The organism is Cytobacillus eiseniae, from assembly GCF_017874625.1.
In the GTDB taxonomy this organism is placed as follows: domain Bacteria; phylum Bacillota; class Bacilli; order Bacillales; family Cytobacillaceae; genus Cytobacillus; species Cytobacillus eiseniae.
On sequence record NZ_JAGIKZ010000001.1, the window covers coordinates 251,606 to 278,152 of the forward strand.

Sequence of the window (26,547 nt, forward strand, 5' to 3'; positions counted from 1 at the left end):
CAAGTCTGCTTTATTTTTGTATAATTAACATATTGAATTTTATATGAAATGTTTTCTAGGGTTCCGCAGTTTATACTGGTCTGGTCCGAGAGAAAACTCACAGTATTGCTGTGTCACGGAAGGATAAAAGCCTGGGAGATGACTGTTTAAACAGAAATCTTCTAGGCTTTTTTTGTTTTTCTAGGGATTCTATATGATGAAATAATTCACAAAAAGGAGAGGGAAAGATGACTTGGTTGAAAGTATTTATCGCTGCATTTTTTGAAGTGTTTTGGGTGATTGGGTTAAAACATGCTGATCAATGGTGGGAATGGATCGTGACAATTATTTCTATTATTATTAGCTTTTATCTAATGATAATGGCAGGGAAAAAGTTACCTGTAGGCACTGTATACGCTGTTTTTGTTGGGATGGGAACAGCTGGAACGATTCTTTCTGAGATTCTCTTCTTTAATGAGCCATTAAGGATTTCCAAATTAATCTTAGTCGCAGTCCTATTGATTGGGGTTCTCGGATTAAAGTTAGTATCGGAAGAAAAGGAAATTGAAGCAGAAGGAGGGGAGGGATAATGAGCTGGACATATCTTGTACTTGCAGGCATATTTGAAATGATCGGTGTTGCTATGATCAATAGTTTGCATAAAAATCGAAATTGGCAATCACTCATCCTTATGCTAGTTGGCTTTGGGCTCAGTTTTTTATTTCTTGCTCTTGCAATGGAAACATTGCCAATGGGAACTGCCTATGCTATTTGGACAGGAATTGGTGCTTCAGGTGGGGCAATTCTTGGAATGGTATTATATGGTGAACCTAAGGATTGGAAACGAATTCTCTTCATTTCAATGGTATTAGGATCAGCCATTGGGTTGAAGCTAATTTCTTAGAACTAATAGTTCATTCATTCATGCTGTGAATAGCGATCCATCATAAATAAGGAACAAACCAAAATGGATTGCTACAAATCTTTCGTAATTGTGTAATTAATAGGACTCCTGTTCCGCTATTAGCAAAAATAATTGTACTTTTGCATTGTTATCGGACATACATTCCGTTATTTGTCTGAAAGGGAGTTGTTTTCTCTTGATTATTGGCAAATAACGTACCCAGTGTCCGAAAACTCTCCAAAATAGCCTAATTTAAGTTCATAACGTACCTGGTGTCCGCAAAATAGGTTGAAACGAAATGAAATAGAATCATGCTAATATGGAATAGAATAAAACAAGTAGTACGCATGGATGTCTATACTAATCCATGCGTTTTAGCGCTTTTTTACACATTTTCCCATATTATCAGAACTATTTAACAAATGATCTCGAGCTTTTTTTTGATGAAACATCCTCGCAATCTCTCTATTCGAACATGCTGCGATAAACTCAGAAATAAATATACGGCTAGAAATTCGGTAGGATCTGTTTCCTCCTAGAATACAGCTAGAGATTGATTCAAATTGAACTTTCAGTTTTTTTGAATAGCACTTAAGATTGCGACTATTAATTTTTCTATAAAAACTTCACACTTTAGACCGATAAAAGAGAAATATGAGTTCTTACATAGTACCTACGATTTCTATATCTTTGTAAAAGGAGTGTTAAATGTTGCGCATCAAAACACGACTCATCACGATTCTCTCGATTTTAACAATGACAATTATTGGTTTAGGAAGTTTTGCAGTTTATATTATTAATACAACAATTAATCAAAATCAACTATTAAAAGATGAAATGGAACTTCAAAAAAGTGTCTTAAAGATTCAATTTAATTTAGCAGGTCTCTCTAATGATGAAAGAGCATTAATTATTACAGGTGAAGAGCAGTATAAAAATGGGATACAAAACAAAACAGCTGAAATTAAAAAAAATCTAGAAGAAGCAAAGACTCTAGATACAGAAAAAAAGTTTGCTACCTATATTTCAGAACTTGAACAAAGCTTTAATGAGTTTTGGCAGGTAAATCAGCAAGTGCTGAAAACTTTTGTAACGGATCCTTCTAGGGCTAGATCAATCCACTTTGGAGAAGAGAGAACATTAAGAAAAGAGATATTAGATCCCGCTGTAGCTGATTTAGTAGCTGTGCTTAACGCAGATGTGGAACAATTAACGGCTACGATCGAGGAAAGAGGTAAAAATAGTCAAGCTGGATTGTTAATCGTTACAATAGTGACAACAATCAGTGGTGTGATATTAGGTATTCTATTATTACGGGCAATTCTGATCCCGCTTGGGAAATTCAATAATCAATTGCGGGAAATTGCTAATGGGGAAGCGGATTTAACCAAACGTGTGCATATTAAAGGCAAGAATGAGTATGTGGAATTAGCTCATTCATTTAATTTATTCGTTGAATCTTTAAGGGGAATTATGAAACAGGTTGGCAATTCATCCGAACAAGTGGCGGCATCTTCTGAGGAGCTGACAGCAAGTGCTGAGCAATCAAAAGTAACTTCTAGTCAAGTGTCTGATTCAATGCAGGAAATTGTCGATAATAATAAACAGCAAAATGAGTTAATGGAAAACAGCTTACATGTGGTAAGGGATTCCCTAGATGACTTAAGAGCAGTTACATTAAGTGCATCAAAGGTTGCAGACGTTTCTGCTTTGATGAAGACTCAAGCAGAAAATGGGACAGAAGCAATAGAAAAAGTAGTAGAGCAAATGGAAAACATCGAGAAGTCTGTTAGTTTGACCGGTGCGGGTGTGCAATCTTTAGTAACTAGTGTCCATGAAATTAAAGAAATCTCTTCACTTATTACCGATATATCAAACCAAACAAATTTACTTGCATTAAATGCGGCTATTGAAGCGGCAAGAGCAGGTGAGCATGGCAAGGGGTTTGCCGTAGTTGCAGAAGAAGTTAGAAAACTAGCTGGTCAAACTAGCACATCATCTGTTCAAATACAAGGTTTGGTAGATGTCATTGAAAATGAATCAAATGAGACGGTTAGCAATATTCAGTATGTGAAAGACAATGTCATTTCTGGCATGAATTTATCAGAGACAACAAGGAGTAATTTTAAAGAAATTCTCGATTCCATTGAACAGGTTACAAATCAAATTCATGAAATTGCAGAGGCTTCACGTCAAGTTACTTCAGGATTTAGCGTGGTTCAAGAATCTATTGAAGATGTAACGAAGGGAACTAAGGAAACAGTTGTTAGTACAGAAAGCATTTCTGCAGCTACTGAAGAACAATTAGCAACGATGGAAGAAGTAACGTTTGCAACTACAGCATTAGCTAATTTAGCAGAAGAATTGCAAACAATGATTTCTAGATTTAAAGTGTAATTGGAAGTGTAAAATTGGATTTCGAGAGAGAAAGTTGATTGCCTTAGATATAACCCAAGTGTGTTGTCATTTCAGCATGCTTGGGTTTTTTGTTTGGTAATATGTAGGTACAAATGGATGTTTTAGATCGTCTGCTTTTTTTGAACAAGAAAATATCAGAATAACGAATTTCCTGTTATACTATTAAATATAATACGTATTCAAAATGATAAATTTTAGAAATCAGTATAAGGAAGGTACTCTATGTCACTGGAAAATGAAAATATTACAAGAATACATTTAGACAATAAAGAATACATACTAGTCGGCACTGCACACGTATCTAAGCATAGCGCAGAACTTGTGAAAGAAGTGATTGAAGCGGAAAAACCTGATTCTGTATGTATTGAATTGGATGAACAACGCTATAAGTCAATTACTGAAGGTAACAAGTGGAAAGAAATGGATATTTTTCAGGTGATTAAAGAAAAGAAAGCTACTCTGCTTCTGATGAATCTAGCTATCTCGTCCTTTCAAAATCGAATGGCAAAGCAATTTGGAATCAATGCAGGGCAGGAAATGATCCAGGGAATTGAATCAGCAAAAGAAGTAGGAGCAGATCTTGTATTTGCTGACCGTAATATCCAAATTACCTTTTCGCGTATTTGGGGTGGGATTGGTTTAAAGGGCAAATCAATGCTATTAGCTCAAGTAATTGCCAGCATCTTCAGTAAGGAGAGCATTTCAGAAGAAGAACTGGAAAAAATTAAGAATCAAGATACGATTAATGCAATTTTAAATGAATTTACAGAAGTATTTCCAAAATTAAAGAAGCCATTAATTGATGAGCGTGATCAATATTTATCCCAGAAGATTAAGGATGCACCAGGAAAAAAGATTGTAGCTGTATTAGGTGCTGCACATGTACCTGGGATAAAGGAAGAAATAAAAAAAGAGCATAATTTAGCAAGCTTAAATGAACTGCCACCTAAATCAAAGCTACCGAAAATCATTGGTTGGTCAATCCCAATTTTTATTATCGCACTTATTGCCTATACTTTCATTTCTAACCCTTCAGCAGGGCTTCAGCAAACGATTAGCTGGGTGCTTTGGAATGGTTCTCTTTCTGCAATTGGAACAGCGATCGCACTAGGACATCCACTAGCAATCGTCACTGCTTTTATTGCCGCACCAATTACATCGTTGAATCCATTGCTGGCAGCTGGGTGGTTTGTTGGATTTGTTCAAGCCTTTTTTAGCAGGCCGAATGTTAGTGATTTCGAAACATTGGCTGAGGACGTATTTAATGTGAAGGGCTTTTGGAAGAATAAAGTAACTAGAGTACTATTAGTTATTGTTTTGGCAAATATCGGAAGTTCAATTGGTACATTTGTTGGTGGAGCAGATGTTATACGATTATTCTTAGAACATTTATAATATGATATATAAAAGGTTGTAACAGAAAGTAATGAAAAGTGTTAAATAAAAACGGATGTTCTCTATTAGCAATGGATAACATCCATTTTTTTTGAATAATGATCTGGATCGATTCTCTAGCATAGTCTATAGATAAGAATTGTTTTTAGAAAATTTTTAAAAGTAATTGATGGGGGTAGGATTCTTACATCTTCATGTGTAATATTAATAATACAATAGTTTTTTTACAGGAGGGAGAATATGACTGGAACTATTGCAGTTATTATGGTTTTTTCGATACCAATCATCGCGATCGTTACTGACCATTTTCAAAAGCAATCCAAAATGAAGCATAAGATGATTCAAGATGAACTGGAACTTGAAAAGCTGAAGCATGAAAATTTTCTAATTGAAACACAGAAAATGAAAATGGAGCTTAATCAAATGCTAATTGAAGACAATAAAGATCACTCCAAGTTAATGTAAGTTTATCGAATTTCAAGAAAAAAACGATAGCCAGATGAAGGAGACACTCTCATAAAATGTCCTTCACTCGGATATCGTTTTTTTATATGAGTAACATGTAACTGCAGTTCACTTTTGGCCGTTATTTTCCATGTATTGCTTTTACACGTCCAACCTGACCGTCCGTTAGTCTAACTTTGATGCCATGAGGATGTGTTGGTGATTTGGTAAGAATATCCTTTACAACCCCACTAGTCAATTTTCCAGTTTTTTGATCAGCTTTTAAGACAATATCGACAGTGACTCCTGCCGACAGATCTTTCCGTGTTTGTCCATTCATCAGACACCCATTTTCCTACGAGTATTGCTAGGCTTTTTAGATAATTGACTTTTCATTTTCTTTGTTGAAACATCGTTATTCGTTTTGCCTTTACCAGCTGCGCCTTGGTTTTTCTTGTTGTCCAGCTGTTTTTTCATAGCCTCTTGGAGACTCATTTTCTTTTTTGGTGCTTCTGATTGATTATTTTCTGTCATAAGATTATCTCCTTTATAATATGATAGTCAGTCAAGTATAATCGATTATTAGTTATTTGTGAAATTAATTATGCGTTTTTAGCAATACACAATCTTAAATAGTTTTATTAAATGATGGTTTATGAAGATTTCGTCATTTATAGAATTCTGATTGAAAATAAAAAGGCAAGGAGAATCCTTGCCGGTTGTTACGATTTAACTTTTTTATCCCTTACTTCTAAAACATCTAATAGGAAGACAAACACTGGAATTCCGACGATTAATCCCCATACACCAAAGAAATGTTCTCCAAAAATTAGGACAATAAATGTGTAGAAAACAGGTAAATCTGTTTTTGCAGACATTAATTTTGGATTTAGAATATAGGCTTCAATTGCATGAATGACCATTATAACAATAAGGATATAGACAACCTGAATGAAGCCACCAAGTGTATAAGCTATTGTACATAGTGGAATGAGTGAAATAATGACTCCTGCAACTGGAATAAGTCCAAGTAGGAAAATTAATATAGATAAACCCATAAGTTGTGGGAAATCCATGATCCATAAAGCGGTCGTCGTTAAGAAACAATTGACTAGAGCAATAATGAATTGTGCTTCGATTACTTTTCCGAATGTAAGCACAAACTTTTTAGCAAAAAATTCAATTTCATTATAAAACGGAGCAATTTTACTATTTTTAAATTTAGCAGTAAATTCAATTAACCTTGGTTTCTCCAACAGGAAGAATAAACTTAAAATTAAGGAGAGTAAGACTTGGATAGCGATATTACTAACACCGCTAAAATATTTGAGTAAAAAGGTGAATCCTTGTTCTAAATACTTCGAGATTTGGTTTGTTTCAAGAACACTAATGACATAACTTATAATGATATTATTATGCTCTTGTGTGTAGAATACTTGCAGCTGTGTAATTAATTGTGATATTTCAGTGATGATTACAGGCAAGTACTTACTAATTCCTATTGTTAATAAGCTGATAATTAGTAAATAGGATACAAGTACAATAAGTTTACGATTTATTTTCACCTTTTTAAGCACTAGATTCACTAGTCGGTCCATTAAAAAAGAAATAATAAATGTAATCAATATTAAATTAATCATGCTTCTTAACATATATAAGATGATTAGTAAAATACTGAAAATAGCAAACCTTTTAAAACTATCTTTATTAAGTAGTGATTGAATTGTCTCCATTAATTTTTAAATTCCTCCAATACACATAGGTAAAGTACACTCTGCTTACTATCTATTTTAGTCTATTTTATTAGATAATCATAATATTATTATTCAAAAACGATAAAAAATTTAAAATCCACTGGATTTCATGATTATGTGTGAATGATTTGTGAAACCTTCTTTAATTTATATCGTATAATATTCAAAGTACGCCTACAATCCAAAAGATTATTAGTCGAAAGAGGGGATTTCTATTTGAATACCATCAAGGAAAAATTCAGCTGGACATTCATTTTGTTTATTATAATTGCTATTATTCTAACGAATATTCCTATTCTAGGAAGCTACTTTCGTGTCATCAATACAGTGATTCATGAATCTGGTCATGCTTTTATCGCCCTTTTTGGCGGGAAGGTTCATGAAATTTCCTTGTTTATGAATACAGAGGGAGTCACATATACGAGCCATTCCTCATGGTTTGGTGGATTCTTTACAGGTGGAGCAGGGTATGTATTTTCATCATTCATGGCTTTCTTGTCATTTTGGCTCATTAGCAAGAAAAAATATAAATTACTCATAACCATCTATTTGTTTTTTATCGGCTTTAATCTACTCTTTTGGGTAAGGAATTTTTATGGTGTATTTTGGTTAATCACATTTGGTGCTGGATTTTTATTTATTTTATTTAAAGGTTCATCAAAGATTGTTCAAAATTTATTGCTGTTAATAGCCAGTGTTCTATTAGTAGAATCCATCGCCTCATCCTATATAATTTTGTATTTAAGTTTTATTCAGCCGCATGCAGCTGGAGACGCGACTGGACTTTATCGTGCTACTCATTTTATTCCAGCGCAAGTTTGGGGTATTCTTTTCTTTGTTCAGGCAATCTTCTTCACGTTAATAGGATTTAAAACAAATAGTTTTAAAATTGAATAGGAAATAGAAAAGGTCAGGACTAGTTCCTGATTTTTTTTTGCTTAGAATCATTTAGAAGGGATGTCAAAATTGTTTTGCTATTACAGCTTTTTAAACAAATCTTTATCGTATCGTATAATCATGATATGGATCAATTTGGGCATAACAAGCATAATAGGAACTGTTTTTATCTGTAACAATGCAGATAAGTAATTAAAGCAGGTAATTGAACCCAAGATTTCTCAAAAAACTATCTACTTGTTAAGATTATTTATGGTATTATAACGTTTGAATGTCTATTCTAAGTTTAGATTTATTTCGACGAATTTAAATTACAATATTATGATTGAAGGAGATAAAATGAAAGATCAAACAATTATTCGTTTTGAACAAGTAACAAAACAATACGATGATGATCCCGCGGTCTTAAATGAAGTTAGCTTTGAAATTGAGCGTGGGAAATTCTATACATTACTTGGACCATCAGGTTGTGGGAAAACAACCATTCTTCGGCTTATTGCTGGCTTTATTGAACCGTCTAAAGGGAAAATCTACATAAATGAAAAAATTGTAAATGATGTGCCTGCGAATAAGCGTCAAGTGAATACTGTATTTCAGGATTATGCATTATTTCCACATTTAAATGTTTTTGAAAATGTGGCGTTTGGTTTAAGAATCAAAAAGCTAAAAAATAATGTAATTGAGCAAAAGGTAAAGGAAGCACTGCGTTTTGTCAATCTTGAAGGATATGAAAATCGAGAAATTAGAGAAATGTCTGGCGGACAGAGACAGCGTGTGGCAATTGCACGAGCAATCGTTAATGAACCTGAAGTCATTCTTCTTGATGAACCATTATCTGCACTAGATCTAAAGCTTCGTACAGAAATGCAATACGAGTTACGTGAATTGCAGCGTAGATTAGGGATCACTTTTATTTTTGTCACACATGATCAGGAAGAAGCACTTGCAATGTCTGATGAAATCTTTGTCTTAAATAATGGAATTATCGAGCAAAGTGGAACGCCTACTGATATTTATGATGAGCCAATCAACCGATTTGTTGCTGATTTTATTGGTGAATCAAATATTGTTCCGGGCATAATGGTGAAAGACTTTTCTGTTCAATTTGCTGGAAAAACATTTGAATGTGTAGATGGTGGGTTTGATCCAAATGAAGCAGTAGAAATTGTCATCCGCCCCGAAGATTTAGAAATAACGAAGCCTGAAAATGGCAAGCTGCGCGTGCATGTGGATTCCCAATTATTCCGAGGTGTACACTACGAAATTAGCTGTGATGATCAGGATGGGAATGAATGGCTTGTCCATTCAACAAGAAAGGCGATTGTAGGAGAAGAAATAGGACTTACCTTTGACCCCGAAGCGATACATGTAATGAGGCATGGAGAGACCGAAGAGGAGTTTGATAAGCGATTGGAAGCATATGAAGAGGGAAACTATGAAAACTAGATCCCGCAATATTTATTTAATTCCATATGTAATTTGGATTGCATTATTTGTTGTGACACCAATTCTACTCGTTCTATATTACTCGTTTTTTGATATCGACGGTCAATTTACATTTGAGAACTACAAGAAATTTTTTACACCTGTTTATTTGAAAATGACATTCAGTTCATTTTGGTATGCATTTTTAATTACAGTGATTACTTTATTTATTTCCTATCCGACTGCATATTTGCTTACAAAAACAAAGCATAAGCAGCTGTGGCTATTATTAATTATTATCCCGTCGTGGATTAATCTACTATTAAAGGCATATGCATTCATCGGAATTTTTGGTACGTATGGAGCAGCAAATAGTTTTTTGGGAATAATCGGAATAGGCAGCAAACAAATTTTATTTACAGATTTTAGTTTTATTTTTGTTTCTGTATATATTTTCTTGCCGTTTATGATTTTGCCTATTTTTAATGCCTTAGATGAATTAAATCCTTCTTTAGTTGATGCTTCGAATGACTTAGGTGCATCACGATGGACAACCTTTCAACGGGTCATTTTCCCTTTAACACTTGATGGAGTTAAGTCGGGGTGTCAAATTGTATTTATCCCAGCTTTATCGTTGTTTATGTTAACAAGACTGATTTCTGGAAACCGGGTAATCACGCTTGGTACTGCGATTGAACAGCATTTCCTTGTTACTCAAGACTGGGGAATGGGAGCAACGATTGCTGTCTTCCTAATTATTGCCATGGTATTGATTATGGTACTCACTGGGAAAAGAAAGCGGGGGATCTTATGAAAAAAATATCTAAACTCTCTACAATCTATTTAATCGTGATGTTTTTCATTTTGTATGCCCCTATTTTTTATTTAATGTTTTATTCCTTTAACAGTGGAGAAACGATGTATCAATTTGAGAGTTTTACACTTGATTGGTACAAGGAGCTTTTTGGTAATACGAGACTTTTAATAATAGTGCTGAATACAGCGATCATCGCTTTGCTTTCTGCAACGATTTCAACCATTCTTGGGGTAGCTGGTGCTCTAGCCATCTATTATGCAAGAAGAAGAAGAGTGAAGAATACACTGCTTTCATTAAATAATGTACTGATTGTAAGTCCAGACGTTATTATTGGGGCCTCATTTTTAATTTTATTTACAATGATTGGCATTAAGCTTGGGTTCATTTCAGTATTGCTTGCGCATATTGCCTTCAGTGTTCCAATTGTTGTTATTATGGTTTTGCCAAAAATAGAAGAAATGAATACTTCAATGATCTATGCGGCACTTGATTTAGGTGCTAGTCGCTGGAATGTATTGACAAAGGTGATCCTACCGTACATCACTCCTGGTATTTTTGCAGGGTTTTTTATGGCATTGACGTATTCATTAGATGATTTTGCTGTAACCTTTTTTGTAACAGGTAATGGATTTACTACACTTTCTGTTGAAATTTATTCTTTAGCAAGAAGAGGCGTTTCATTAAATATCAACGCTCTTTCCAGCCTGTTATTTGTTTTCACAATGCTCCTTGTAGTCGGTTATTATTTTATTACGAAACGTAATAACAGACCGAATAGATTGGGGGTAAGACAATGAAACAGCTTATTCGTGCCTTACTAGCGGTTTTGATTGTTTCGTTTGCTTTAATCGTGATTGTATATAGACTAAATACTGCCCAAGGATATACGAGTGGGAATACGTTAACGATCTTCAATTGGGGCGACTATATTGATGAAGAACTAATTGAAAAATTTGAAGAGGAAACTGGGATCAAAGTGATTTACGAAACATTTGATTCCAATGAAGCCATGTTGACAAAAATCGAACAGGGCGGTACTTCATATGATATTGCAGTTCCATCTGAGTATATTATTGATAAAATGAGAGAAGAGGATTTGCTTTTGCCGATCGATCATTCGAAGGTACCGAACCTCCAATATATTGATTCTCGCTTCTTAGATTTGCCATTCGACCATGGCAATAAATACTCTGTTCCTTATTTCTGGGGGACTGTAGGTATTCTTTATAACACAAATATTCTAGGAGATCGAGAAATTACAAGTTGGAATGATCTGTGGGATCCAGATTTTAAAAATCAAATATTGCTCGTAGATAGTGCAAGAGAAGTTATGGGCATGGCATTGAATAGTTTAGGGTATTCATTGAATGACAAAGATAAAAACCATTTACTTGAAGCAAAACAGAAAATTGATTCTTTAACACCGAATATAAAAGCAATTGTTGGTGATGAAAATCGATTATTATTACAAAATGAAGAAGCAGCAATTGGATTGGTTTGGTCAGGAACGGCTCAAGAAATTATGTGGGAAAATGAAAATGTGGAATATGTAGTACCTGAAGAAGGCTCAAATCTTTGGTTTGATAATATGGTTATCCCAAAAACGGCCAAAAATCCAGAAGCAGCCCATCAATTTATAAATTTCATGCTTGATCCTGAAGTGGCTGCGCAAAATACAGATTATGTTGGATATTCTACTCCAAATATAGAAGCATTAAAATATATGGATGAAGAGACGGTGAATGATGAACGTTTCTATCCAGATGAAGAAATGACTGCCAAACTTGAGGTATATGAAAACTTAGGGAAACGAATGCTTGCTTATTATAATGATTTGTTTTTAGAATTTAAAATGCATAAAAAGTAAGTGAAACTGACTGGCAAAAGCTGGTCAGTTTTTTTCATAAGATTTACTTGTTTAGGGTAGGTTATTGTAAAAAGGATGTGATTCATTTGAAACGCTGGTTAAGTAGTTTTGCACTTCTACTTTTACTTAATCTTCCGTCTAATGTCGAAGCAGAAATAAGAAAAGAATTAGCAATTGTAATTGACGATTTTGGTAATCATATGGAGGGAACAGAAGAGATTTTGCAATTACCGATAACGATAACCGCAGCCATTATGCCCTTTATGCCAAGTACGAAAGCAGACGCAGAAATGGCAAAGGAATTTGGTCATGACGTGATTGTTCATTTGCCAATGGAACCAAAGAAAGGGAAGAAGAGCTGGCTTGGTCCTGGTGCAATTACTACAGACTTAAGTAATGAGGAGATTCGCAAACGAGTTATTGCAGCAATTAATGATGTTCCCTATGCGGTAGGGATGAATCATCACATGGGCTCGAAGGCGACAGAAGATGTACGAGTGATGAGAATTGTACTAGAAGTATGTAAGGAGCATGGTTTATTTTATCTTGATAGTAAGACGACAGGAAAGAGTGTAGTTGGGAAAGTAGCAACGGAGTTAGGAGTTCCATATTTAGAAAATAACCTTTTCTTTGATGGCATCTACACAACTCGTCATATGATGAAACAGGCAGATTTATTAGCTGGTAAACTAAATGAAAATGAACAAATGATTGCGATTGGACATGTAGGCATTACAGGATTAAAGATGGTGGATGTTCTGAAGGCATATATCCCTGTATACAAAAATACAGCAGAGATTGTCCCATTATCAGAACTTATCCCTGGTTTTGAATTACTTGATGAAGGAGTATAAGCGGGATTGATTCAACCCAGTCGTGATAGCTGGGTTTTTTTTGTTCCTGTATTCAAAATTTATCGAGTTGAATGTTTTAATACGAAAAGATATTAGATTATGGATGCCTCGAGCTGCAACTTTTCAAATAAAAAAGCCACCCACATTCAAACTTGGTTAGTCCCGCAGTCGCTGCGTAATAGAAGTGGTGGGTGGCCGTGATGATAGTATATGAAAAAATTTTAGAAATGATACAGTTCTAACAATTTTAGATGAAATTTAGTTTGTATTACTCCGAAATATAAGATATGTTATGCTGTTCAATAGAGGTGAAAACAATGAAAATCATTCAAATTACCCTTCGCCATTTAAAAATGCGAATGAAATTCCCTTTTGTAACTAGCTTTGGCGCGATGCAAGATAAAGAATTTCTAGTAGTAGAGGCGATGGATCAAAATGGACGAATTGGGTGGGGAGAATCGGTCGCATTTGATACCCCTTGGTATACGGAAGAGACAGTGAAAACAAACTGGCATATGCTAGAGGATTTCATGATTCCAGCCATTCTGCATACAAAACTTCATCATCCAGATGAAGTTGGTCAGCATCTTGCCTATATACGCAAAAATAATATGGCAAAGTCAGCGATTGAAGGGGCTGTGTGGGATCTGTTTGCCAAAGAAAAGCGGGTTTCCCTAGCGAAATTACTTGGGGGAAATAAAGAAAAAATAGAAGTGGGCATCAGTATTGGTTTACAACAATCAATGGATGAACTCCTTCAGCTTATTCAAAGTAAACTTAATGAAGGGTATAAGCGAATTAAGATAAAAATAAAACCTGGTTATGATATTCAACTTATTCAAGAGATCCGCAAACATTTTCCAACCATTCCATTAATGGCAGATGCAAATTCAGCCTATTCACTAGAAGATATTCACTTAATTAAGGAATTAGATCAATATAATCTAATGATGATTGAGCAGCCATTGTCTGTTGATGATCTCATTGACCATGCAAAGTTACAGAAGGAAATATCAACACCTATCTGTTTAGATGAAAGTATACATACATATACAGATGCACGTACGGCAATCAAATTAAATGCCTGTAAAATCATCAATATTAAAATAGGAAGAGTTGGCGGCTTATCAGAAGCAAAGAAAATTCATGATCTTTGTATGGAAAATGGATTGGCCGTATGGTGTGGAGGAATGCTCGAAGCAGGCATTGGAAGAGCACATAATATCGCATTAACAGCACTTTCTAATTTCACTTTACCTGGAGATACTGCTGGGTCTTCGCATTATTGGGAACAAGACATCATTCAGCCAGAGGTAATTGTTGAGAATGGCTATATCGCTGTGCCAACAGCAGCTGGCATAGGCTATGAACCGAATCGAAAGACGATGGAACAATTCACCATTCGCGAAAAAATATTTACATAATAAATCTCCCAGACAATCACTTTCTGGGAGATTTATTGCGGAATTTTCAAAAAATATTTCTTGGGAAAGCGCAGATTCAGACATTTCCTGCTTGAAATCGTCAAATACAGAGAGAGAAATGTCGTTTCGTAGAAAAATCAGATAAATCACTCTCCCTTAGTGACAAGAATTAGCAAATACCGAGATAGATACAGAGGAAATAGTCGAAATTTTGCACTGTTTTTACAAAGGGAAATGCATTTTAAAACTTGTTCCGATATTTTCTTCGCTGCTAATTTGATATTCTCCATTCATCCTTTTTATAATATCAAAACAAATCATTAATCCAAGTCCTGTTCCTTTCGTTTTTGTAGAGTAATATGGTTGACCAAGTTTTTTTAGTTGATGTGGACTAAGTCCAACTCCATTATCATTGATTTCTATAATTACATTATGATCAGTTTTATAAGAGTAAATTTCAATCGTCCCACCAGTTGGCATTGCTTCAATCCCATTTTTTATGAGATTGATAAATAATTGCTTACATTCATTTATATTTCCTTTAATGAATAATTCTTTCTCGATTTCAGTAAATATATGTACATTACATATTGCTGCATATGCCTGCATGAAATTTTTAACTTCTTCTATTGTTTTTGTAAGGTGGATCATCGCACAGTCATTGTTATTTGGCCGAGCTAGTGAAAGAAAATCTCCTATAATATTTTGTGTTCTGTCAATCTCTTCTAATGAGATGGAAATAAAGGTTTCTTGTTTTTCTGACAAGTTTTCTTCTTCTTTTAAGATTTGGAGAAATCCTCGTATAGTTGTCATTGGATTCCGAATTTCATGCGCCACAGAGGCTGCTAGCTGACTTACTGCATTTAGTTTATCAGCATTTTGTAATTGTTCTCTCAGAAGTAGTTGTAAACGATTCATCTCGATTAAATAGATGATTATAAAAAGGGTCAATACAGAAACAACTGAAAATAATAAAAGATGAAGCAAATCATTATTATGTCCTGTTTGAAGTAATTCAATCATTCGTGTGACTGTGATGAATAAATAAAAAGTGATTCCAATCGATAATTTATGGATTAACTTTCCATTTAGATAATAACGATAGAAAAACCCAAACAATGGGATCATAATTAAATAGTTGATGAACAAAATGGGAAGATGAGATAGTTCACTTAGTGCATTAAGTCCTAAAATAGCGCCAATTACAATTCCTCCAGCAAGTGGGCCAATATAGAAAAAGGCAATAAATACAGGAATGAACTTCAAATCAAATTCAATCCCATCTGCAATTTGTACAGGATAAACAATCGTTAAAACTAGTGGAATGAGTAGAGCAAATAATAATAAGTAATTTGTTTTTCTTTCTATTGAATTTTTATTAATAACTATACTAATAAGAGGGATCATCATCATAATAAAAAAGTGGAAAAATAAATCTGCTACAAAATCCTTCAATCGCACCATTCCTCCATGCCAAGTTGTTCCCTAGTTAATTAAACAAAAGGGGAGAGGAATCCTTTAAATTATGTAGATAATTGTTGAAAAATTAAGAAAAATAATCTCCTATTTTCTTGCAATAATCGACAAAAAACCAGCCCTAATAAAGAGCTGGTATTAATCTTAAATAAGAATAAGTTCTTTCTCATCAACTGAGAGAGTGCTATCTGCAATTTCCTGTACTTCTGCACCTTCCAAAGTCTCTTTCTTTAAAAGGGCTTCTACTAATTTGTCAAATTGGCTGCGATTTGAACGAATCAGCATTTCTGATTTCTCAAGAGCTTTTTGGAAAAGCTCTTGCATTTTTACTTCTTTATCTGACTTGTTAAAGGTTAAAGTGAATCCATCATCAAGTAAGCCTGTATCAACCATTTGTTCAATTACCTGTTTCGCTTGCTGAACATCGCCACCCACACCAATGCTGTGCTCACCTAGAATCATTCTTTCGGCAACACCACCAGCTAAGATCATTGCTACTTGATCGAGCATATCAGTTGTGGTTGATAAATGCATTTCTTTTGGAACAGGTGCAACATAACCAAGTGCTTGTCCACGTGGAATAATAGTTGCTTTACGCACTGAACCAGGCTTTGTAATTGCCGCAACTAGAGCATGCCCTGATTCATGAATGGCCACTCGCCTTTTTGTTTCTGCATCCTGAAGTGCGCGGGTTGAACTTCCCAGTACCGTTCTATCTAATGCAAAATCAATATCTTCTTTCATAATACATTTCTGTCCATTTTGTACGGCTCTTCGGCTAGCAGTTTCAAACAATGATTGAAGATCTGCACCGGAAAAACCAGAAGTGCTTTCAGCAAGATCCTCAAGAGAACACATGACATTCTCAGCTAGTTTTCTATTTCTCGTATGAATTTCGATAATTTCTTTTCTTCCTTTCATATCTGGAAGGGGAACATGAAAAGAAAAGTCAATCCGTCCTGGACGAAGGAAGGCATCATCAAGCATATCTTTTCGATTTGTAGCAGCAATGAAAAGAATGCCATCGTTTGAATGTCCACCATCGAGCTGAACAAGAAGCTCTGTTAACGTTTTTTCACTTTCTTCACCGCCATGCTGCTTTCTTTTACCAGCCAAAGCATCGACTTCATCGATAAACACGACAGCAGGTTTCTGCTTTCTTGCATTTTGGAATAGTGTGCGTACACGGGATGCACCAACACCAACAAACATTTCGTTAAATGCTGAACCGCTCGTTGAGAAAAAGGTTGCGCCAAGTTCCTTAGCAATCGCTTGTGCAAGCAGCGTTTTCCCTGTTCCCGGAGGACCATATAATAGGATCCCTTTAGGCGGCTTCAAACCCATTTGAAGAGCACGCTCAGGTTCTTTTAAAATAGAAAGAGTTTGCATAATCTCATCTTTCATTTCACCTTGAATTCCTCCCACATCAGCTAGAGAAATAGAAGATAGAGGCTTAGCCTTAGACACACTTTGCTTCATTGTATTAGCAGCACCTAGTCCGCCTTTACCGGTTTTATATAAATAAATACCTATCGCAATAATTAATATGACAAGCCCACCTAAAATCCATGGTGTGTATGGGCTGTTTGATGAAAATGTGTATTCCACATGATAGTTTTCTACTAGTTTATCAATCATTTGACTATTTGGCGGCACATGTGAAATAAATTCACCTTCGCCTGTTATAATAGTAAGTTTTCCATTTATCTGTTCATTAATCGTAACCATTTTCCCATTTTGTGATTCGATTAATTCTTCAACAGAAGAAAAAGGGATTGTTACGGATTTATTCCCATTCTGAACTATCGTGAAAATAGCTGTTGCTATGACTAGAAGGCCTACAATAATCGGAACAATTGTTGAAGCTTTTTTTAAATTTAATTTCAACTTTTTCCCTCCTCATTGTACCTTTTCATTATAAATACGAATGATTTATGTGAATAGTGGATGATTAATGTAAAAGATAGAAAATAATGGGCAAATAGCAAAGGTATCCTAATAAGTTTAATTTCTCCTTCACAAATGTTGGAAATAAAGATATAATTACATAGGATAATAAAATAACGTAACCACAAGGGGAGCGTAAAGCTGAGAGTGAACAATTCATTGTTCTGACCCTTCGAACCTGTTAGATAATTCTAGCGCAGGAATGTGGATTGAATAGGTATGTTTGTTTTGCTTACTATTCTCCCCTTGAGGTGTCGTAACATTTGAAAAGGGGAGTTTTTTTATGAAAAAAATAAGTTTAATCGCATTAATTGAGGCTTCATTTTTTGCCGCATTTGCTATTATTTTGGATTTATTGCCTTCAATTAAGCCAACTCCAAACATATCAATCTCAATAGCTATGCTGCCCATCTTTATTCTTGCCTTTAGGTGGGGATTTCGTGTAAGTGTGATTTCTGGATTTATGTGGGGTATTCTTCAAATTGTGATGGGGGATGCCTGGATTGTCACCCCTGTACAGGCAATTATTGAGTATGTTTTAGCATTTGCATTCATCGGTTTTGCTGGTTTATTTTACAACCCAATTCAAAAACATCTTAGATATGGGAAAAAGAAAGTTGCACTTTCCTGGATTGTAGCTGCTGTATTTGTAGGAAGTCTAGCTCGTTATTTCTGGCATTTCATTGCTGGAGTATTATTTTTTGGCAGTTATGCACCTAATGGAATGTCGCCGTTTCTTTTCTCTTTTGCAGTTAATGGGGTGACCATGCTTGGTTCCTGGGTTCTATGTTCAATCGTTGTCGTATTGATTATATCAACTGCCCCACAATTAATTATAAGAAAAAATGATTCTTTAGCTATTACAGAAAATAAAGCTTCCTAAGTATATTTGATCCTCTCTTCATATGATAGAGAGGATTTTTTTTGCCAAAAATAGCTATACCTTTAGAAATTCTTACAAATATGTGAACAAATATTGAAATCGAAATTTGAAATAGTAACTTGTTTTTTCGCCTCAAATGCTGTTCTAATGCACGTTTCATGCGTGTTTTATATCCATAAAAACAGATGAACGGTTTACATATAGTAAAAATATTCCTTCGGTTATTTGTCACATTCTACACATTAACAACATGTTAATATTGTAAACATACCCACAAGAATATTTAATATCACTCACAATGAAAAAGATTGTGAAGTTAAGTACAAAATCATTTAAATGATTTCTATCAAGAAAGGAGCCCCCTAATGAAAATGAAATGGGCTGTATTAACAGTAATATTATCTATTGTAGCTGTGTTAACAGGATGCGAGCCATTGACTATTTTTGATCCGAAAGGGCCTCAAGCTGAAAGGCAAGCAAATGACATTCTCTTATCAATAGGAATTATGTCAGTAGTTGTTATCGTTGTTTTTGCTATTTTAATATACGTATTGGTGAAATTCCGTGCGTCGAAACAAAGTGATGATTATGAACCGCCGCATATGGAAGGGAACCCATGGGTTGAAGCAATATGTGTTGGAATACCTGTAATCATCGTTGCCTATCTATCATTTGTTTCTGTTCAAAGTAACTATATTGTAGAGTCAGCACCTAAAGGGTATGAAGAACAAGAGCCTTTAGTTGTCTACGCATCCTCATCAAACTGGAAATGGCATTTCAGTTATCCTGAGGAAAATATAGAAACAGTAAACTATTTATATATCCCAACAGATCGAGCACTTGAATTTAAATTATATTCATATGGTCCGATTACAAGCTTCTGGATTCCACAGTTAGGCGGTCAGAAGTATGCGATGGCAGATATGATTACAACATTGCACTTAGCTGCTGATGAATCTGGCGAATTTATGGGTCGAAATGCAAACTTTAGCGGAAAGGGATTTGCTGAGAATACCTTTAATGTGACGGCAATGTCGCAAAAAGATTTTGATGAGTGGGTAGATGAAGTAAAAGAAACAGCTGATCCACTTACCGAAGAAACTTTCAATAAATTATTGAAGCCAGGACATCTTGGTCAAATGACATTCACTGGTACTCATTTAGAATTTGCTCCACCACCTGAGCATGATCATGGTTCATCACATACTGAACCAACTGAGGAAACAGATACACATGATGGGCATGAGCATTAATTTGTTTCATATTCCAAGCTAACTTTATTGGGATGATGAATATGTCCCACTTGAGAGGAGAAATTTGAGGATGGAATTCTTTGAACGTTTTGCTGTACCACATCCAAGTCCCGCCATTTATGCATCTATGGTTGTTATTGGATTATCAGTAATCGCTATTATTGCTGGATTAACTTATTTTAAGAAATGGGGGTATCTTTGGAGAGAATGGTTAACAACCGTTGACCACAAGCGTATTGGTTTAATGTATTTAATCTCTGCATTACTAATGCTATTCCGTGGCGGTGTGGATGCAATTATGATGCGTGCACAGCTTTCTGCACCTGATAATAAGTTGCTAGATGCACAGCATTATAATGAAATTTTTACTACACATGGGGTCGTAATGATCATTTTCATGGCGATGCCTTTCATATTTGCCTTTATGAATTACGTTGTTCCATTACAAATTGGTGCACGTGACGTTGCGTTCCCGCGTTTAAATGCGATTAGTTTCTGGTTATTTTTCATGGGAGCGATGTTGTTTAATATTTCTTTCGTTCTTGGTGGTTCACCTGATGCAGGCTGGACTTCTTATTTCCCGCTGGCGGGCACTGAATTTAGTGAATCGGTAGGAACAAACTATTATATGATCGCGATTCAAATATCTGGGCTTGGCTCATTAATGACAGGTATTAATATGATCACAACGATTATTAAAATGCGTGCACCTGGCATGACTTTAATGAAAATGCCTATGTTCACTTGGTCTACTCTAGTGGCAAACTTGATCATTGTTACTGTATTTCCAGTATTAACAGTAGCATTAACGATGGGAACAATGGATCGACTTTTTGCGACTAATTTCTTTACAAGTACGAACGGCGGGATGGATATGCTTTGGGCAAACCTATTCTGGGTTTGGGGACATCCTGAGGTATATATACTGATCTTGCCAGCGTTTGGAATATACAGTGAGATCATCTCTACATTCTCTAGTAAAAATTTGTACGGATATAAATCAATGGTCGCTTCAATGGTGATTATTTCAGTCCTTTCTTGTTTAGTATGGGCTCACCATTTCTTTACAATGGGGCAAGGGGCTGCGGCTAATAGTTTCTTTTCGATCACGACGATGGCGATCGCTGTTCCAACAGGGGTGAAGATTTTCAACTGGCTATTCACCATGTGGAAAGGGAAGATTCGCTTTACTGTCCCAATGCTATATTCAGTAGGATTTATTCCATTATTTACAATTGGTGGAGTGACTGGGGTTATGCTTGCGATGTCGGCAGCAGATTATCAATACCACAATACAATGTTTTTAGTTGCTCACTTCCATAATACGATCATACCTGGTGTTGTATTTGCTATGCTTGCAGGTCTTACGTATTATTGGCCAAAAATGTTTGGATTCATGTTGAATGAAAGAATTGGGAAATGGACGTTCTGGCTGCTATCAATTGGCTTCGTTCTAGCATTCTTCCCGATGTATATTACTGGTCTAGATGGGCAAGCACGTCGGATGTACACTTATTCAGAGGCAACAGGCTTCGGTGCACTGAATATGCTTTCGTTTGTAGGAGCAGGGATTATGGCGATTGCATTTGCTTTAATCGTCTATAATGTTTATTACAGTATTCGTTATTCGCCAAGAAACATTGGATCAGATCCATGGGATGCACGTACATTAGAATGGGCGACGAATACACCAGTTCCAGAATATAACTTTGCAGTAACACCGCAAGTGAATTCTATTCAGCCTTTCTGGGATTCTAAGAAAAAGGGACATGTGTTATTCCCAGCTAAATTAGACAAAATTCATATGCCGAATAATAGCGGTATGCCATTTATTTTATGTTCAATCTTCTTTGTATGGGGCTTTTCATTTGTATTTGCCATCTGGCCGCTAGTCATTCTTTCAACAATTGGCATTTTTGCTTGCTTGGCATTACGCTCATTCGAAAAAGATCATGGTCGTTATATTTCCGTTGAAGAAATAATAGAAACAGAAGAAAAAACAGGGGGGGCTAAATTATGAAACTAGATCACTCGCAACCTCTTGAATATAGCACTGGACAAAATAATTTAAATATTTTCGGGTTCTGGATTTTCCTTGGTGCCGAAATTATGCTCTTTGCCACACTTTTTACAAGTTATTTTACTCTAGAACATCGAACAGGTAGCGGTCCTACTGGTGCTGAGATTTTTGAAATTACACCGGTTTTAATCGAAACGATTTTACTTTTAACGAGTAGCTTTGTCATTGGTTTAGGGATTCATGCCATGCGCCTAGGTAAGCAAAAGGCAATGATTAGCTTTTTTGCCATCACATTGCTATTAGGCCTAGCATTCTTAGGTGTTGAAATTTATGAGTTCGTGCATTATGTCCACATTGGAGCAGGATTGCAAACGAGTGCATTTACTGCGATTTTATTAACAACATTAGGGACACATGGACTTCACGTAACATTTGGTTTATTCTGGGGATTAGCGATTATCCTTCAAGTGAAGAAGTGTGGATTAACTCCTGAAACAGCGAATAAATCATTTATTTTCTCTCTATACTGGCATTTCCTAGATGTCGTGTGGATCTTTATTTTCAGCTTCATCTACTTGAAAGGAATGATGTAAAATGAAAGAATTATTCCCGGTTAAACAAGTGATGGGCTTTGTATTCTCTTTAATTTTTACGGCAATTGCACTTTCGGTTTACTTCTTTGATTTATCGTTTGCAGCAGGATTAACGATTCTAATCGTGACCGCATTTATTCAAGCCATCCTACAACTTGTTGTCTTTATGCATGCAGGTGAAACAAAGGATAAATGGGCTATTTATGGAAATGTTTATTTCATGATATTTATTGGATTAATTACAATTTTTGGGACACTTTTCCTCTTTATCTGGGATATGTAGCAAAAATGAAAGAAAGGAGCGTCTAGAATGTACGTAGTTCGGTTATGAAATAGAGAAATCGAATTCAAAAGGTCTAAATCTAGCTAAATCGCATACTTCTAGACTATAAGATAACACATCAAAAAGCAGAGACTTTCATCCCTCTGCTTTTTTTGTGGAATGCTTAATCCTTCATCTAACACATCTTTAGCTAATGAAGTGAATAGTGAATAAATGAATTTTGCAAAGAACGTCCTGCTTATAGACACACTTCTATATAAAGAAATTGTCAGGTATCTAATCAAGGAACGGGCAAAAATAAAATAGGCGGAGAAATTCCGCTTAAATGCAGAATGAAACTCATTTTTTGTAATATAAGCGGAATTTCTCCGCTTATTCAATGAGAAATCGTCTATTTTTTGTTTTTTTGAGTCAATAGGCGGAATTTCTCCGCTTATCTACGCTTTTTTTATTAAGAATTACGAATTAGGCGGAGTTTTTCCGTCTAATTGTTAGCCCGGCTGTTCAGTCTAATCCTTAACCAATCAATGCTAGATAATGGAATCAGCAATTTCCCAACTCTATCCCTGATAATGCTTTTAACTTATTAGCTTTCACCTTAGGTTATAACCTATTTAAGAATCATTCAATTTGAGTGTTGATTAAGATGTTCAGCGTCTTTATTCAATAATTCTTCTGTAGCAAAAAAGAAAATTCCCATTATAAAAATAAAAACTGCGCCCATAACGGTACCGATTCCAATCGGTGTTAATAGATTGACACCGCTTCCAAAAAAACCGAATAAAAAAATAATTAAGCCACAAGTAAGTAATGCTCCCCCAACATATTTAATAATCTTGAGTTTGTCATGTAGATTCAAGTGTATCATCCTCCTTGTAGTTAAATTATTCATTTTGTTCACAAAATTGTCAAACTTTTTTTAATAAACTATTATTTTTTGTGCTTAATTCTGAAAGCATAAGATTTTAATACGAATAAAAATGCTTGAAGTTTTCTTTTATAAACGAAGTCTTCAAGCATTTTTTATCGATTATTTATTTTTTTGTTTTTTAAAATGTGGACACAATTGGTTTGTAATATCTCGAAGTAATTCTTTAACAGTTAATTGATTTTCATTTTGTCCTTTAGTTAATGCAGATTGCATAACCTTTGCCATTATATTTGTATTTACTTTTGTTTTTACTTTCATCTTCAAACACCTACTACAGTTCAATTCACATATATGAAATTATGTTCCATAGTCTTGCATCCTGTTATTTTCTTATATTGTATTCCCATTCATTTATGTTTGTGAATAATGTTTTTTCGCTATAATCAGAGATTAAAATGGTTTACTAATGGGAAAATAGGGGAATAGTATAATGACCCTCATAAAAGAAAATCAAGTATCGAATGATATGGCAAGTCCTAATTAAAAAGGAGGTCTGATTATGCAAAAGAATATGGATATCGATAAGCTCTTAGATGCTACAAAGGAAATTGCTGACGATGATTTTCACTATATGATCAGACACATTGAAATTGATGTATTGCTTGAAAAGACAGAGAACTGGTAGCAGACAATTGCATCGCACATAAATAGATGATCCACTCTAGAAAATGAGAGTGGATTTTTATTTTTCAATTTTATTACAATTGTGTAACAGTATTCGATCGGGGTGCGTCAATAGCTATAAAGGAGTGATTAGAATGAAAAAGAAATGGCTATTAATTGGTGGCGTACTCATGCTAATGATCATTGTCCTTACTGGTTTTTTTGTTAATCAATTAAAAGTTGTAGGTGGAATTGATCCGGAGGAAGAACTGATCATTTTGAAAAATAAATTATGGAGAATTCACTTTTCTGACAAGCTTGATCCAGTGAGTGTTAATCAAAACACTGTGTACGTATTAAATAAAAAAAATGAAAAAGAGGAAGTAAATATCTCGTTGAGTAATGATCAAAAAACGATTCTTATCAATCCCAATGAAGATGGTTACAATAACGGGTCCTATTTATTACAACTATCAAAAGAAATTCGTTCACAAAAAGGTAAAAAACTCGTTGCTAGTGTGACTCAAAAATTTTCTGTGAAAGAAACATTGCCAGTGGCTGAATCAAAGAGCAAATTGAACGGTCATTTATTAAAACGAATGAACGAAATATGGGATCATAATAAATACAATGCTGTAGAGGAGAAAACGATGGAAGATTCTTCGGCAGCTGTAGAATCAGAGAGCTCACAAGAATATTCAGAAACAAATGTCCAAGTTAATGGCATCGATGAAGCAGATATTGTAAAAACGGATGGAACACATATTTTCCAACTCAAAGATAATACTTTGCAAATCATTAAGGCAACCCCTGCTAACAAAATGGCAGTAGAAAAAATCATTACGTATGATCACTCTTTTTACCCCTCTCAATTGTTCTTGCAGAACGATCAGTTAATCGTGATGGGTACTAGTTATAAGGGACATCAGAACGATATAAAGCCAGCTGAGATGAAAATTGCACCTGTTCATGAAACAACGAAAGCGATTGTATATAATCTTGCGGATAAAAAGAATCCTACAGTTATTAAGGAAATTGAAATAGAGGGGACACTTGTCACATCCAGATTAATGAGTGGAAAAGTATATATAATTGCCAATCAATACCCCGATTATTGGCTACTACGGGAAAATCCAGAGATTGACATACGTCCAAGATACTCAGATACTTCGGATGATTCAAAAATGAAAGCCGTAAAATACGATGAAATTCAATATTTTCCAGATTCAAAGGAAACCAATTTTACAAATATTGCTGTAATCGATTTAGAGAAACCAAATAAAAAAATAGCTCTCACCTCGTATTTAGGGAGTGGGAATCAACTATATATGTCAAAAGAAAATCTATATCTGGCCGTAACTAATTATTTGCCTATAGCTGCTGATGGAAATTATTCATTTAATCCAGATACAACTGTTTACAAATTTTCAGTCGATGGCATGAATGTTGAATTTCACAGTTCAAGCGAAATTACTGGAACGATATTAAATCAATTTTCTATGGACGAATATGATGGTTATTTCCGGATCGCTACAACAAAAGGTCAAGTATGGGATGATGAGAGGCCATCTGCTAATAATCTCTATATTCTTGATGAAAATTTAAAGCAGGTTGGCCAACTTGAAGACTTAGCAAGAGGAGAACGAATTTATTCTGCACGCTTCATGAATGAACGAATTTTCATCGTTACTTTCAAGGAAACCGATCCTCTTTTCGTCATTGACGGATCCAACCCTAAACAGCCTAAAGTGCTAGGCGAACTGAAGATTCCAGGCTTTAGTAATTATTTGCATCCATATGATGAAAATCATTTAATCGGATTTGGTCATGATACAAAGGTGTTACCTGGAAAAGGCGCAAATAGTCAGCCGATTATTTTGACAAATGGTGTGAAGCTTTCACTATTTGATATTACAGATTTATCGAACCCAAAGGAGAAATTTACTGAAATTATTGGCGGCAGAGGCACCTATTCGGCATTAAACTATGATCATAAAGCATTGCTTTTCGACAAGAAGAAAAATCTATTTGCTTTTCCAATTACTGTGTATGAAAATGAACATTCTACAAATGAATTAGAATGGAACTCTAATTTTGAATTTCAAGGAGCTTATGTATATAATATCGACTTGGATAATGGCTTCTCACTGAAAGCTAGAATGAGCCATCAAGATGCTGATGCAATTTACGAAGAATGGGTAAACAATATTCAGCGTGTGATGTATATAGGGGACAATTTGTATGCGCTATCGCCAGAGAAAATCACTTCCTATCATATACAAACATTCAAACAAGAAGGGGAACTGATGATAAAATAATTGATTTAGTACAACTTGCACCTATTTTCAGGTGCTTTTTGTATTGTTTATGAAAAAAAACT

General features: G+C 35.0%; 26 protein-coding genes and 2 riboswitches. Of the genes, 19 read left to right on the forward strand and 7 right to left on the reverse strand.

Annotated features, from left to right (window positions below; all coding sequences use genetic code 11):
• Positions 1-44 precede the first annotated feature (44 nt).
• Positions 45-140: riboswitch (guanidine-I (ykkC/yxkD leader) on the forward strand.
• An 87-nt stretch (positions 141-227) separates the two neighbouring features.
• From J2Z40_RS01240 to J2Z40_RS01260, 5 genes are all read left to right on the forward strand, one after another.
• Entirely contained in the window at positions 228-569 is a 342-nt protein-coding gene (locus J2Z40_RS01240) for a DMT family transporter (RefSeq protein WP_066394507.1), read from the forward strand.
• Positions 569-883: a DMT family transporter gene (locus tag J2Z40_RS01245; protein WP_066394506.1), complete on the forward strand. Its 315-nt coding sequence runs from the start codon at positions 569-571 to the stop codon at positions 881-883. Before J2Z40_RS01240 ends, J2Z40_RS01245 begins: the two co-directional genes overlap by 1 nt.
• A 708-nt stretch (positions 884-1,591) precedes the next feature.
• Positions 1,592-3,280, forward strand: a complete 1,689-nt coding sequence (locus J2Z40_RS01250; RefSeq protein ID WP_245349928.1) for a methyl-accepting chemotaxis protein — start codon at positions 1,592-1,594, stop codon at positions 3,278-3,280.
• 249 nt (positions 3,281-3,529) lie between these two features.
• Complete coding sequence (locus J2Z40_RS01255) at positions 3,530-4,696, forward strand: TraB/GumN family protein (RefSeq protein ID WP_157087874.1); 1,167 nt, start codon at positions 3,530-3,532, stop codon at positions 4,694-4,696.
• Between the two features lie 240 nt (positions 4,697-4,936).
• Entirely contained in the window at positions 4,937-5,161 is a 225-nt protein-coding gene (locus tag J2Z40_RS01260; protein ID WP_066394503.1) for a hypothetical protein, read from the forward strand.
• A 121-nt stretch (positions 5,162-5,282) separates the two neighbouring features.
• On the opposite strand, the gene J2Z40_RS01265 is transcribed toward J2Z40_RS01260, so the two are convergent.
• From J2Z40_RS01265 to J2Z40_RS01275, 3 genes are all read right to left on the reverse strand, one after another.
• Positions 5,283-5,480 carry a YwbE family protein gene (locus J2Z40_RS01265; RefSeq protein WP_066394501.1) on the reverse strand — a complete coding sequence of 66 codons (198 nt, stop codon included), beginning with the start codon at positions 5,478-5,480 and terminating at the stop codon, positions 5,283-5,285.
• Complete coding sequence (locus J2Z40_RS01270) at positions 5,480-5,674, reverse strand: hypothetical protein (protein ID WP_066394498.1); 195 nt, start codon at positions 5,672-5,674, stop codon at positions 5,480-5,482. The genes J2Z40_RS01265 and J2Z40_RS01270 overlap by 1 nt, the downstream gene beginning before the upstream one ends.
• 188 nt (positions 5,675-5,862) lie before the next feature.
• The gene (locus tag J2Z40_RS01275; RefSeq protein ID WP_066394493.1) at positions 5,863-6,873 is read right to left on the reverse strand and encodes an AI-2E family transporter; all 1,011 of its coding nucleotides are present in this window, start codon (positions 6,871-6,873) and stop codon (positions 5,863-5,865) included.
• A 237-nt stretch (positions 6,874-7,110) separates the two neighbouring features.
• Between J2Z40_RS01275 and J2Z40_RS01280 the strand changes: the two genes are divergently transcribed.
• The 7 genes from J2Z40_RS01280 to menC all read left to right on the forward strand — a co-directional run bounded on the left by J2Z40_RS01280 (position 7,111) and on the right by menC (position 14,178).
• Positions 7,111-7,791, forward strand: a complete 681-nt coding sequence (locus tag J2Z40_RS01280) for a M50 family metallopeptidase (RefSeq protein ID WP_066394491.1) — start codon at positions 7,111-7,113, stop codon at positions 7,789-7,791.
• Between the two features lie 339 nt (positions 7,792-8,130).
• Complete coding sequence (locus J2Z40_RS01285; protein WP_066394486.1) at positions 8,131-9,237, forward strand: ABC transporter ATP-binding protein; 1,107 nt, start codon at positions 8,131-8,133, stop codon at positions 9,235-9,237.
• Positions 9,227-10,030, forward strand: a complete 804-nt coding sequence (locus J2Z40_RS01290; protein WP_066394485.1) for an ABC transporter permease — start codon at positions 9,227-9,229, stop codon at positions 10,028-10,030. The genes J2Z40_RS01285 and J2Z40_RS01290 overlap by 11 nt, the downstream gene beginning before the upstream one ends.
• Entirely contained in the window at positions 10,027-10,830 is an 804-nt protein-coding gene (locus tag J2Z40_RS01295) for an ABC transporter permease (RefSeq protein ID WP_066394484.1), read from the forward strand. Before J2Z40_RS01290 ends, J2Z40_RS01295 begins: the two co-directional genes overlap by 4 nt.
• On the forward strand, positions 10,827-11,900 hold the full coding sequence (locus tag J2Z40_RS01300; protein ID WP_066394478.1) for an ABC transporter substrate-binding protein: 1,074 nt from the start codon (positions 10,827-10,829) through the stop codon (positions 11,898-11,900). The genes J2Z40_RS01295 and J2Z40_RS01300 overlap by 4 nt, the downstream gene beginning before the upstream one ends.
• 86 nt (positions 11,901-11,986) lie before the next feature.
• The gene (locus J2Z40_RS01305) at positions 11,987-12,754 is read left to right on the forward strand and encodes a divergent polysaccharide deacetylase family protein (RefSeq protein ID WP_066394470.1); all 768 of its coding nucleotides are present in this window, start codon (positions 11,987-11,989) and stop codon (positions 12,752-12,754) included.
• A 317-nt stretch (positions 12,755-13,071) separates the two neighbouring features.
• Positions 13,072-14,178, forward strand: coding sequence for an o-succinylbenzoate synthase (menC, locus tag J2Z40_RS01310; RefSeq protein ID WP_066394462.1), 1,107 nt, complete (start codon positions 13,072-13,074; stop codon positions 14,176-14,178).
• Positions 14,179-14,400: 222 nt separating this feature from the next.
• Here menC and J2Z40_RS01315 read toward each other — a convergent pair whose 3' ends face one another.
• Both J2Z40_RS01315 and J2Z40_RS01320 read right to left on the reverse strand, forming a co-directional pair.
• Positions 14,401-15,633, reverse strand: coding sequence for an ATP-binding protein (locus tag J2Z40_RS01315; protein ID WP_066394460.1), 1,233 nt, complete (start codon positions 15,631-15,633; stop codon positions 14,401-14,403).
• Positions 15,634-15,798: 165 nt separating this feature from the next.
• On the reverse strand, positions 15,799-17,541 hold the full coding sequence (locus J2Z40_RS01320) for an AAA family ATPase (RefSeq protein WP_066394458.1): 1,743 nt from the start codon (positions 17,539-17,541) through the stop codon (positions 15,799-15,801).
• Between the two features lie 177 nt (positions 17,542-17,718).
• Positions 17,719-17,821: riboswitch (TPP riboswitch) on the forward strand.
• A gap of 63 nt (positions 17,822-17,884) precedes the next feature.
• On the opposite strand from J2Z40_RS01320, the gene thiT reads away from it, so the two are divergent.
• From thiT to qoxD, 5 genes are all read left to right on the forward strand, one after another.
• The gene (thiT, locus tag J2Z40_RS01325) at positions 17,885-18,484 is read left to right on the forward strand and encodes an energy-coupled thiamine transporter ThiT (protein ID WP_066394456.1); all 600 of its coding nucleotides are present in this window, start codon (positions 17,885-17,887) and stop codon (positions 18,482-18,484) included.
• Positions 18,485-18,849: 365 nt separating this feature from the next.
• On the forward strand, positions 18,850-19,737 hold the full coding sequence (qoxA, locus tag J2Z40_RS01330; RefSeq protein ID WP_066394451.1) for a cytochrome aa3 quinol oxidase subunit II: 888 nt from the start codon (positions 18,850-18,852) through the stop codon (positions 19,735-19,737).
• Positions 19,738-19,807: 70 nt separating this feature from the next.
• Complete coding sequence (gene qoxB, locus J2Z40_RS01335) at positions 19,808-21,757, forward strand: cytochrome aa3 quinol oxidase subunit I (RefSeq protein WP_066394449.1); 1,950 nt, start codon at positions 19,808-19,810, stop codon at positions 21,755-21,757.
• On the forward strand, positions 21,754-22,350 hold the full coding sequence (qoxC, locus tag J2Z40_RS01340) for a cytochrome aa3 quinol oxidase subunit III (protein WP_066394447.1): 597 nt from the start codon (positions 21,754-21,756) through the stop codon (positions 22,348-22,350). Before qoxB ends, qoxC begins: the two co-directional genes overlap by 4 nt.
• Position 22,351: 1 nt before the next feature.
• Complete coding sequence (gene qoxD / locus J2Z40_RS01345) at positions 22,352-22,633, forward strand: cytochrome aa3 quinol oxidase subunit IV (protein WP_066394444.1); 282 nt, start codon at positions 22,352-22,354, stop codon at positions 22,631-22,633.
• A 625-nt stretch (positions 22,634-23,258) separates the two neighbouring features.
• Here qoxD and J2Z40_RS01350 read toward each other — a convergent pair.
• Together J2Z40_RS01350 and J2Z40_RS01355 are read right to left on the reverse strand one after the other, a co-directional pair.
• Entirely contained in the window at positions 23,259-23,492 is a 234-nt protein-coding gene (locus J2Z40_RS01350; RefSeq protein ID WP_066394440.1) for a hypothetical protein, read from the reverse strand.
• A gap of 171 nt (positions 23,493-23,663) precedes the next feature.
• A complete protein-coding gene (locus tag J2Z40_RS01355) occupies positions 23,664-23,822 on the reverse strand; it encodes a YwzD family small protein (RefSeq protein WP_162840479.1) in 159 nt (52 codons plus the stop codon).
• 241 nt (positions 23,823-24,063) lie between these two features.
• On the opposite strand from J2Z40_RS01355, the gene J2Z40_RS19935 reads away from it, so the two are divergent.
• Positions 24,064-24,189 (forward strand): hypothetical protein, encoded by a 126-nt coding sequence (locus J2Z40_RS19935; protein ID WP_281064423.1) that lies wholly within the window; start codon positions 24,064-24,066, stop codon positions 24,187-24,189.
• A gap of 133 nt (positions 24,190-24,322) precedes the next feature.
• Positions 24,323-26,485 (forward strand): beta-propeller domain-containing protein, encoded by a 2,163-nt coding sequence (locus J2Z40_RS01360; protein WP_066394438.1) that lies wholly within the window; start codon positions 24,323-24,325, stop codon positions 26,483-26,485.
• Positions 26,486-26,547 lie beyond the last annotated feature (62 nt).

Excerpts from the sequence above, each read along its gene's own strand:
- J2Z40_RS01275 (WP_066394493.1), bottom strand. The coding sequence starts at position 6,873 with ATGGAGACAATTCAATCACTACTTAATAAAGATAGTTTTAAAAGGTTT.
- J2Z40_RS01290 (WP_066394485.1), top strand. The coding sequence starts at position 9,227 with ATGAAAACTAGATCCCGCAATATTTATTTAATTCCATATGTAATTTGG.
- J2Z40_RS01285 (WP_066394486.1), top strand. The coding sequence starts at position 8,131 with ATGAAAGATCAAACAATTATTCGTTTTGAACAAGTAACAAAACAATAC.
- thiT (WP_066394456.1), top strand. The coding sequence starts at position 17,885 with ATGAAAAAAATAAGTTTAATCGCATTAATTGAGGCTTCATTTTTTGCC.
- J2Z40_RS01240 (WP_066394507.1), top strand. The coding sequence starts at position 228 with ATGACTTGGTTGAAAGTATTTATCGCTGCATTTTTTGAAGTGTTTTGG.
- qoxC (WP_066394447.1), top strand. The coding sequence starts at position 21,754 with ATGAAACTAGATCACTCGCAACCTCTTGAATATAGCACTGGACAAAAT.
- J2Z40_RS01355 (WP_162840479.1), bottom strand. The coding sequence starts at position 23,822 with ATGAAAGTAAAAACAAAAGTAAATACAAATATAATGGCAAAGGTTATG.
- qoxA (WP_066394451.1), top strand. The coding sequence starts at position 18,850 with ATGAAAATGAAATGGGCTGTATTAACAGTAATATTATCTATTGTAGCT.
- J2Z40_RS01270 (WP_066394498.1), bottom strand. The coding sequence starts at position 5,674 with ATGACAGAAAATAATCAATCAGAAGCACCAAAAAAGAAAATGAGTCTC.
- qoxD (WP_066394444.1), top strand. The coding sequence starts at position 22,352 with ATGAAAGAATTATTCCCGGTTAAACAAGTGATGGGCTTTGTATTCTCT.
- menC (WP_066394462.1), top strand. The coding sequence starts at position 13,072 with ATGAAAATCATTCAAATTACCCTTCGCCATTTAAAAATGCGAATGAAA.
- J2Z40_RS01300 (WP_066394478.1), top strand. The coding sequence starts at position 10,827 with ATGAAACAGCTTATTCGTGCCTTACTAGCGGTTTTGATTGTTTCGTTT.
- J2Z40_RS01245 (WP_066394506.1), top strand. The coding sequence starts at position 569 with ATGAGCTGGACATATCTTGTACTTGCAGGCATATTTGAAATGATCGGT.
- J2Z40_RS01265 (WP_066394501.1), bottom strand. The coding sequence starts at position 5,480 with ATGAATGGACAAACACGGAAAGATCTGTCGGCAGGAGTCACTGTCGAT.
- qoxB (WP_066394449.1), top strand. The coding sequence starts at position 19,808 with ATGGAATTCTTTGAACGTTTTGCTGTACCACATCCAAGTCCCGCCATT.
- J2Z40_RS01260 (WP_066394503.1), top strand. The coding sequence starts at position 4,937 with ATGACTGGAACTATTGCAGTTATTATGGTTTTTTCGATACCAATCATC.
- J2Z40_RS01250 (WP_245349928.1), top strand. The coding sequence starts at position 1,592 with ATGTTGCGCATCAAAACACGACTCATCACGATTCTCTCGATTTTAACA.
- J2Z40_RS19935 (WP_281064423.1), top strand. The coding sequence starts at position 24,064 with ATGCAAAAGAATATGGATATCGATAAGCTCTTAGATGCTACAAAGGAA.
- J2Z40_RS01360 (WP_066394438.1), top strand. The coding sequence starts at position 24,323 with ATGAAAAAGAAATGGCTATTAATTGGTGGCGTACTCATGCTAATGATC.
- J2Z40_RS01295 (WP_066394484.1), top strand. The coding sequence starts at position 10,027 with ATGAAAAAAATATCTAAACTCTCTACAATCTATTTAATCGTGATGTTT.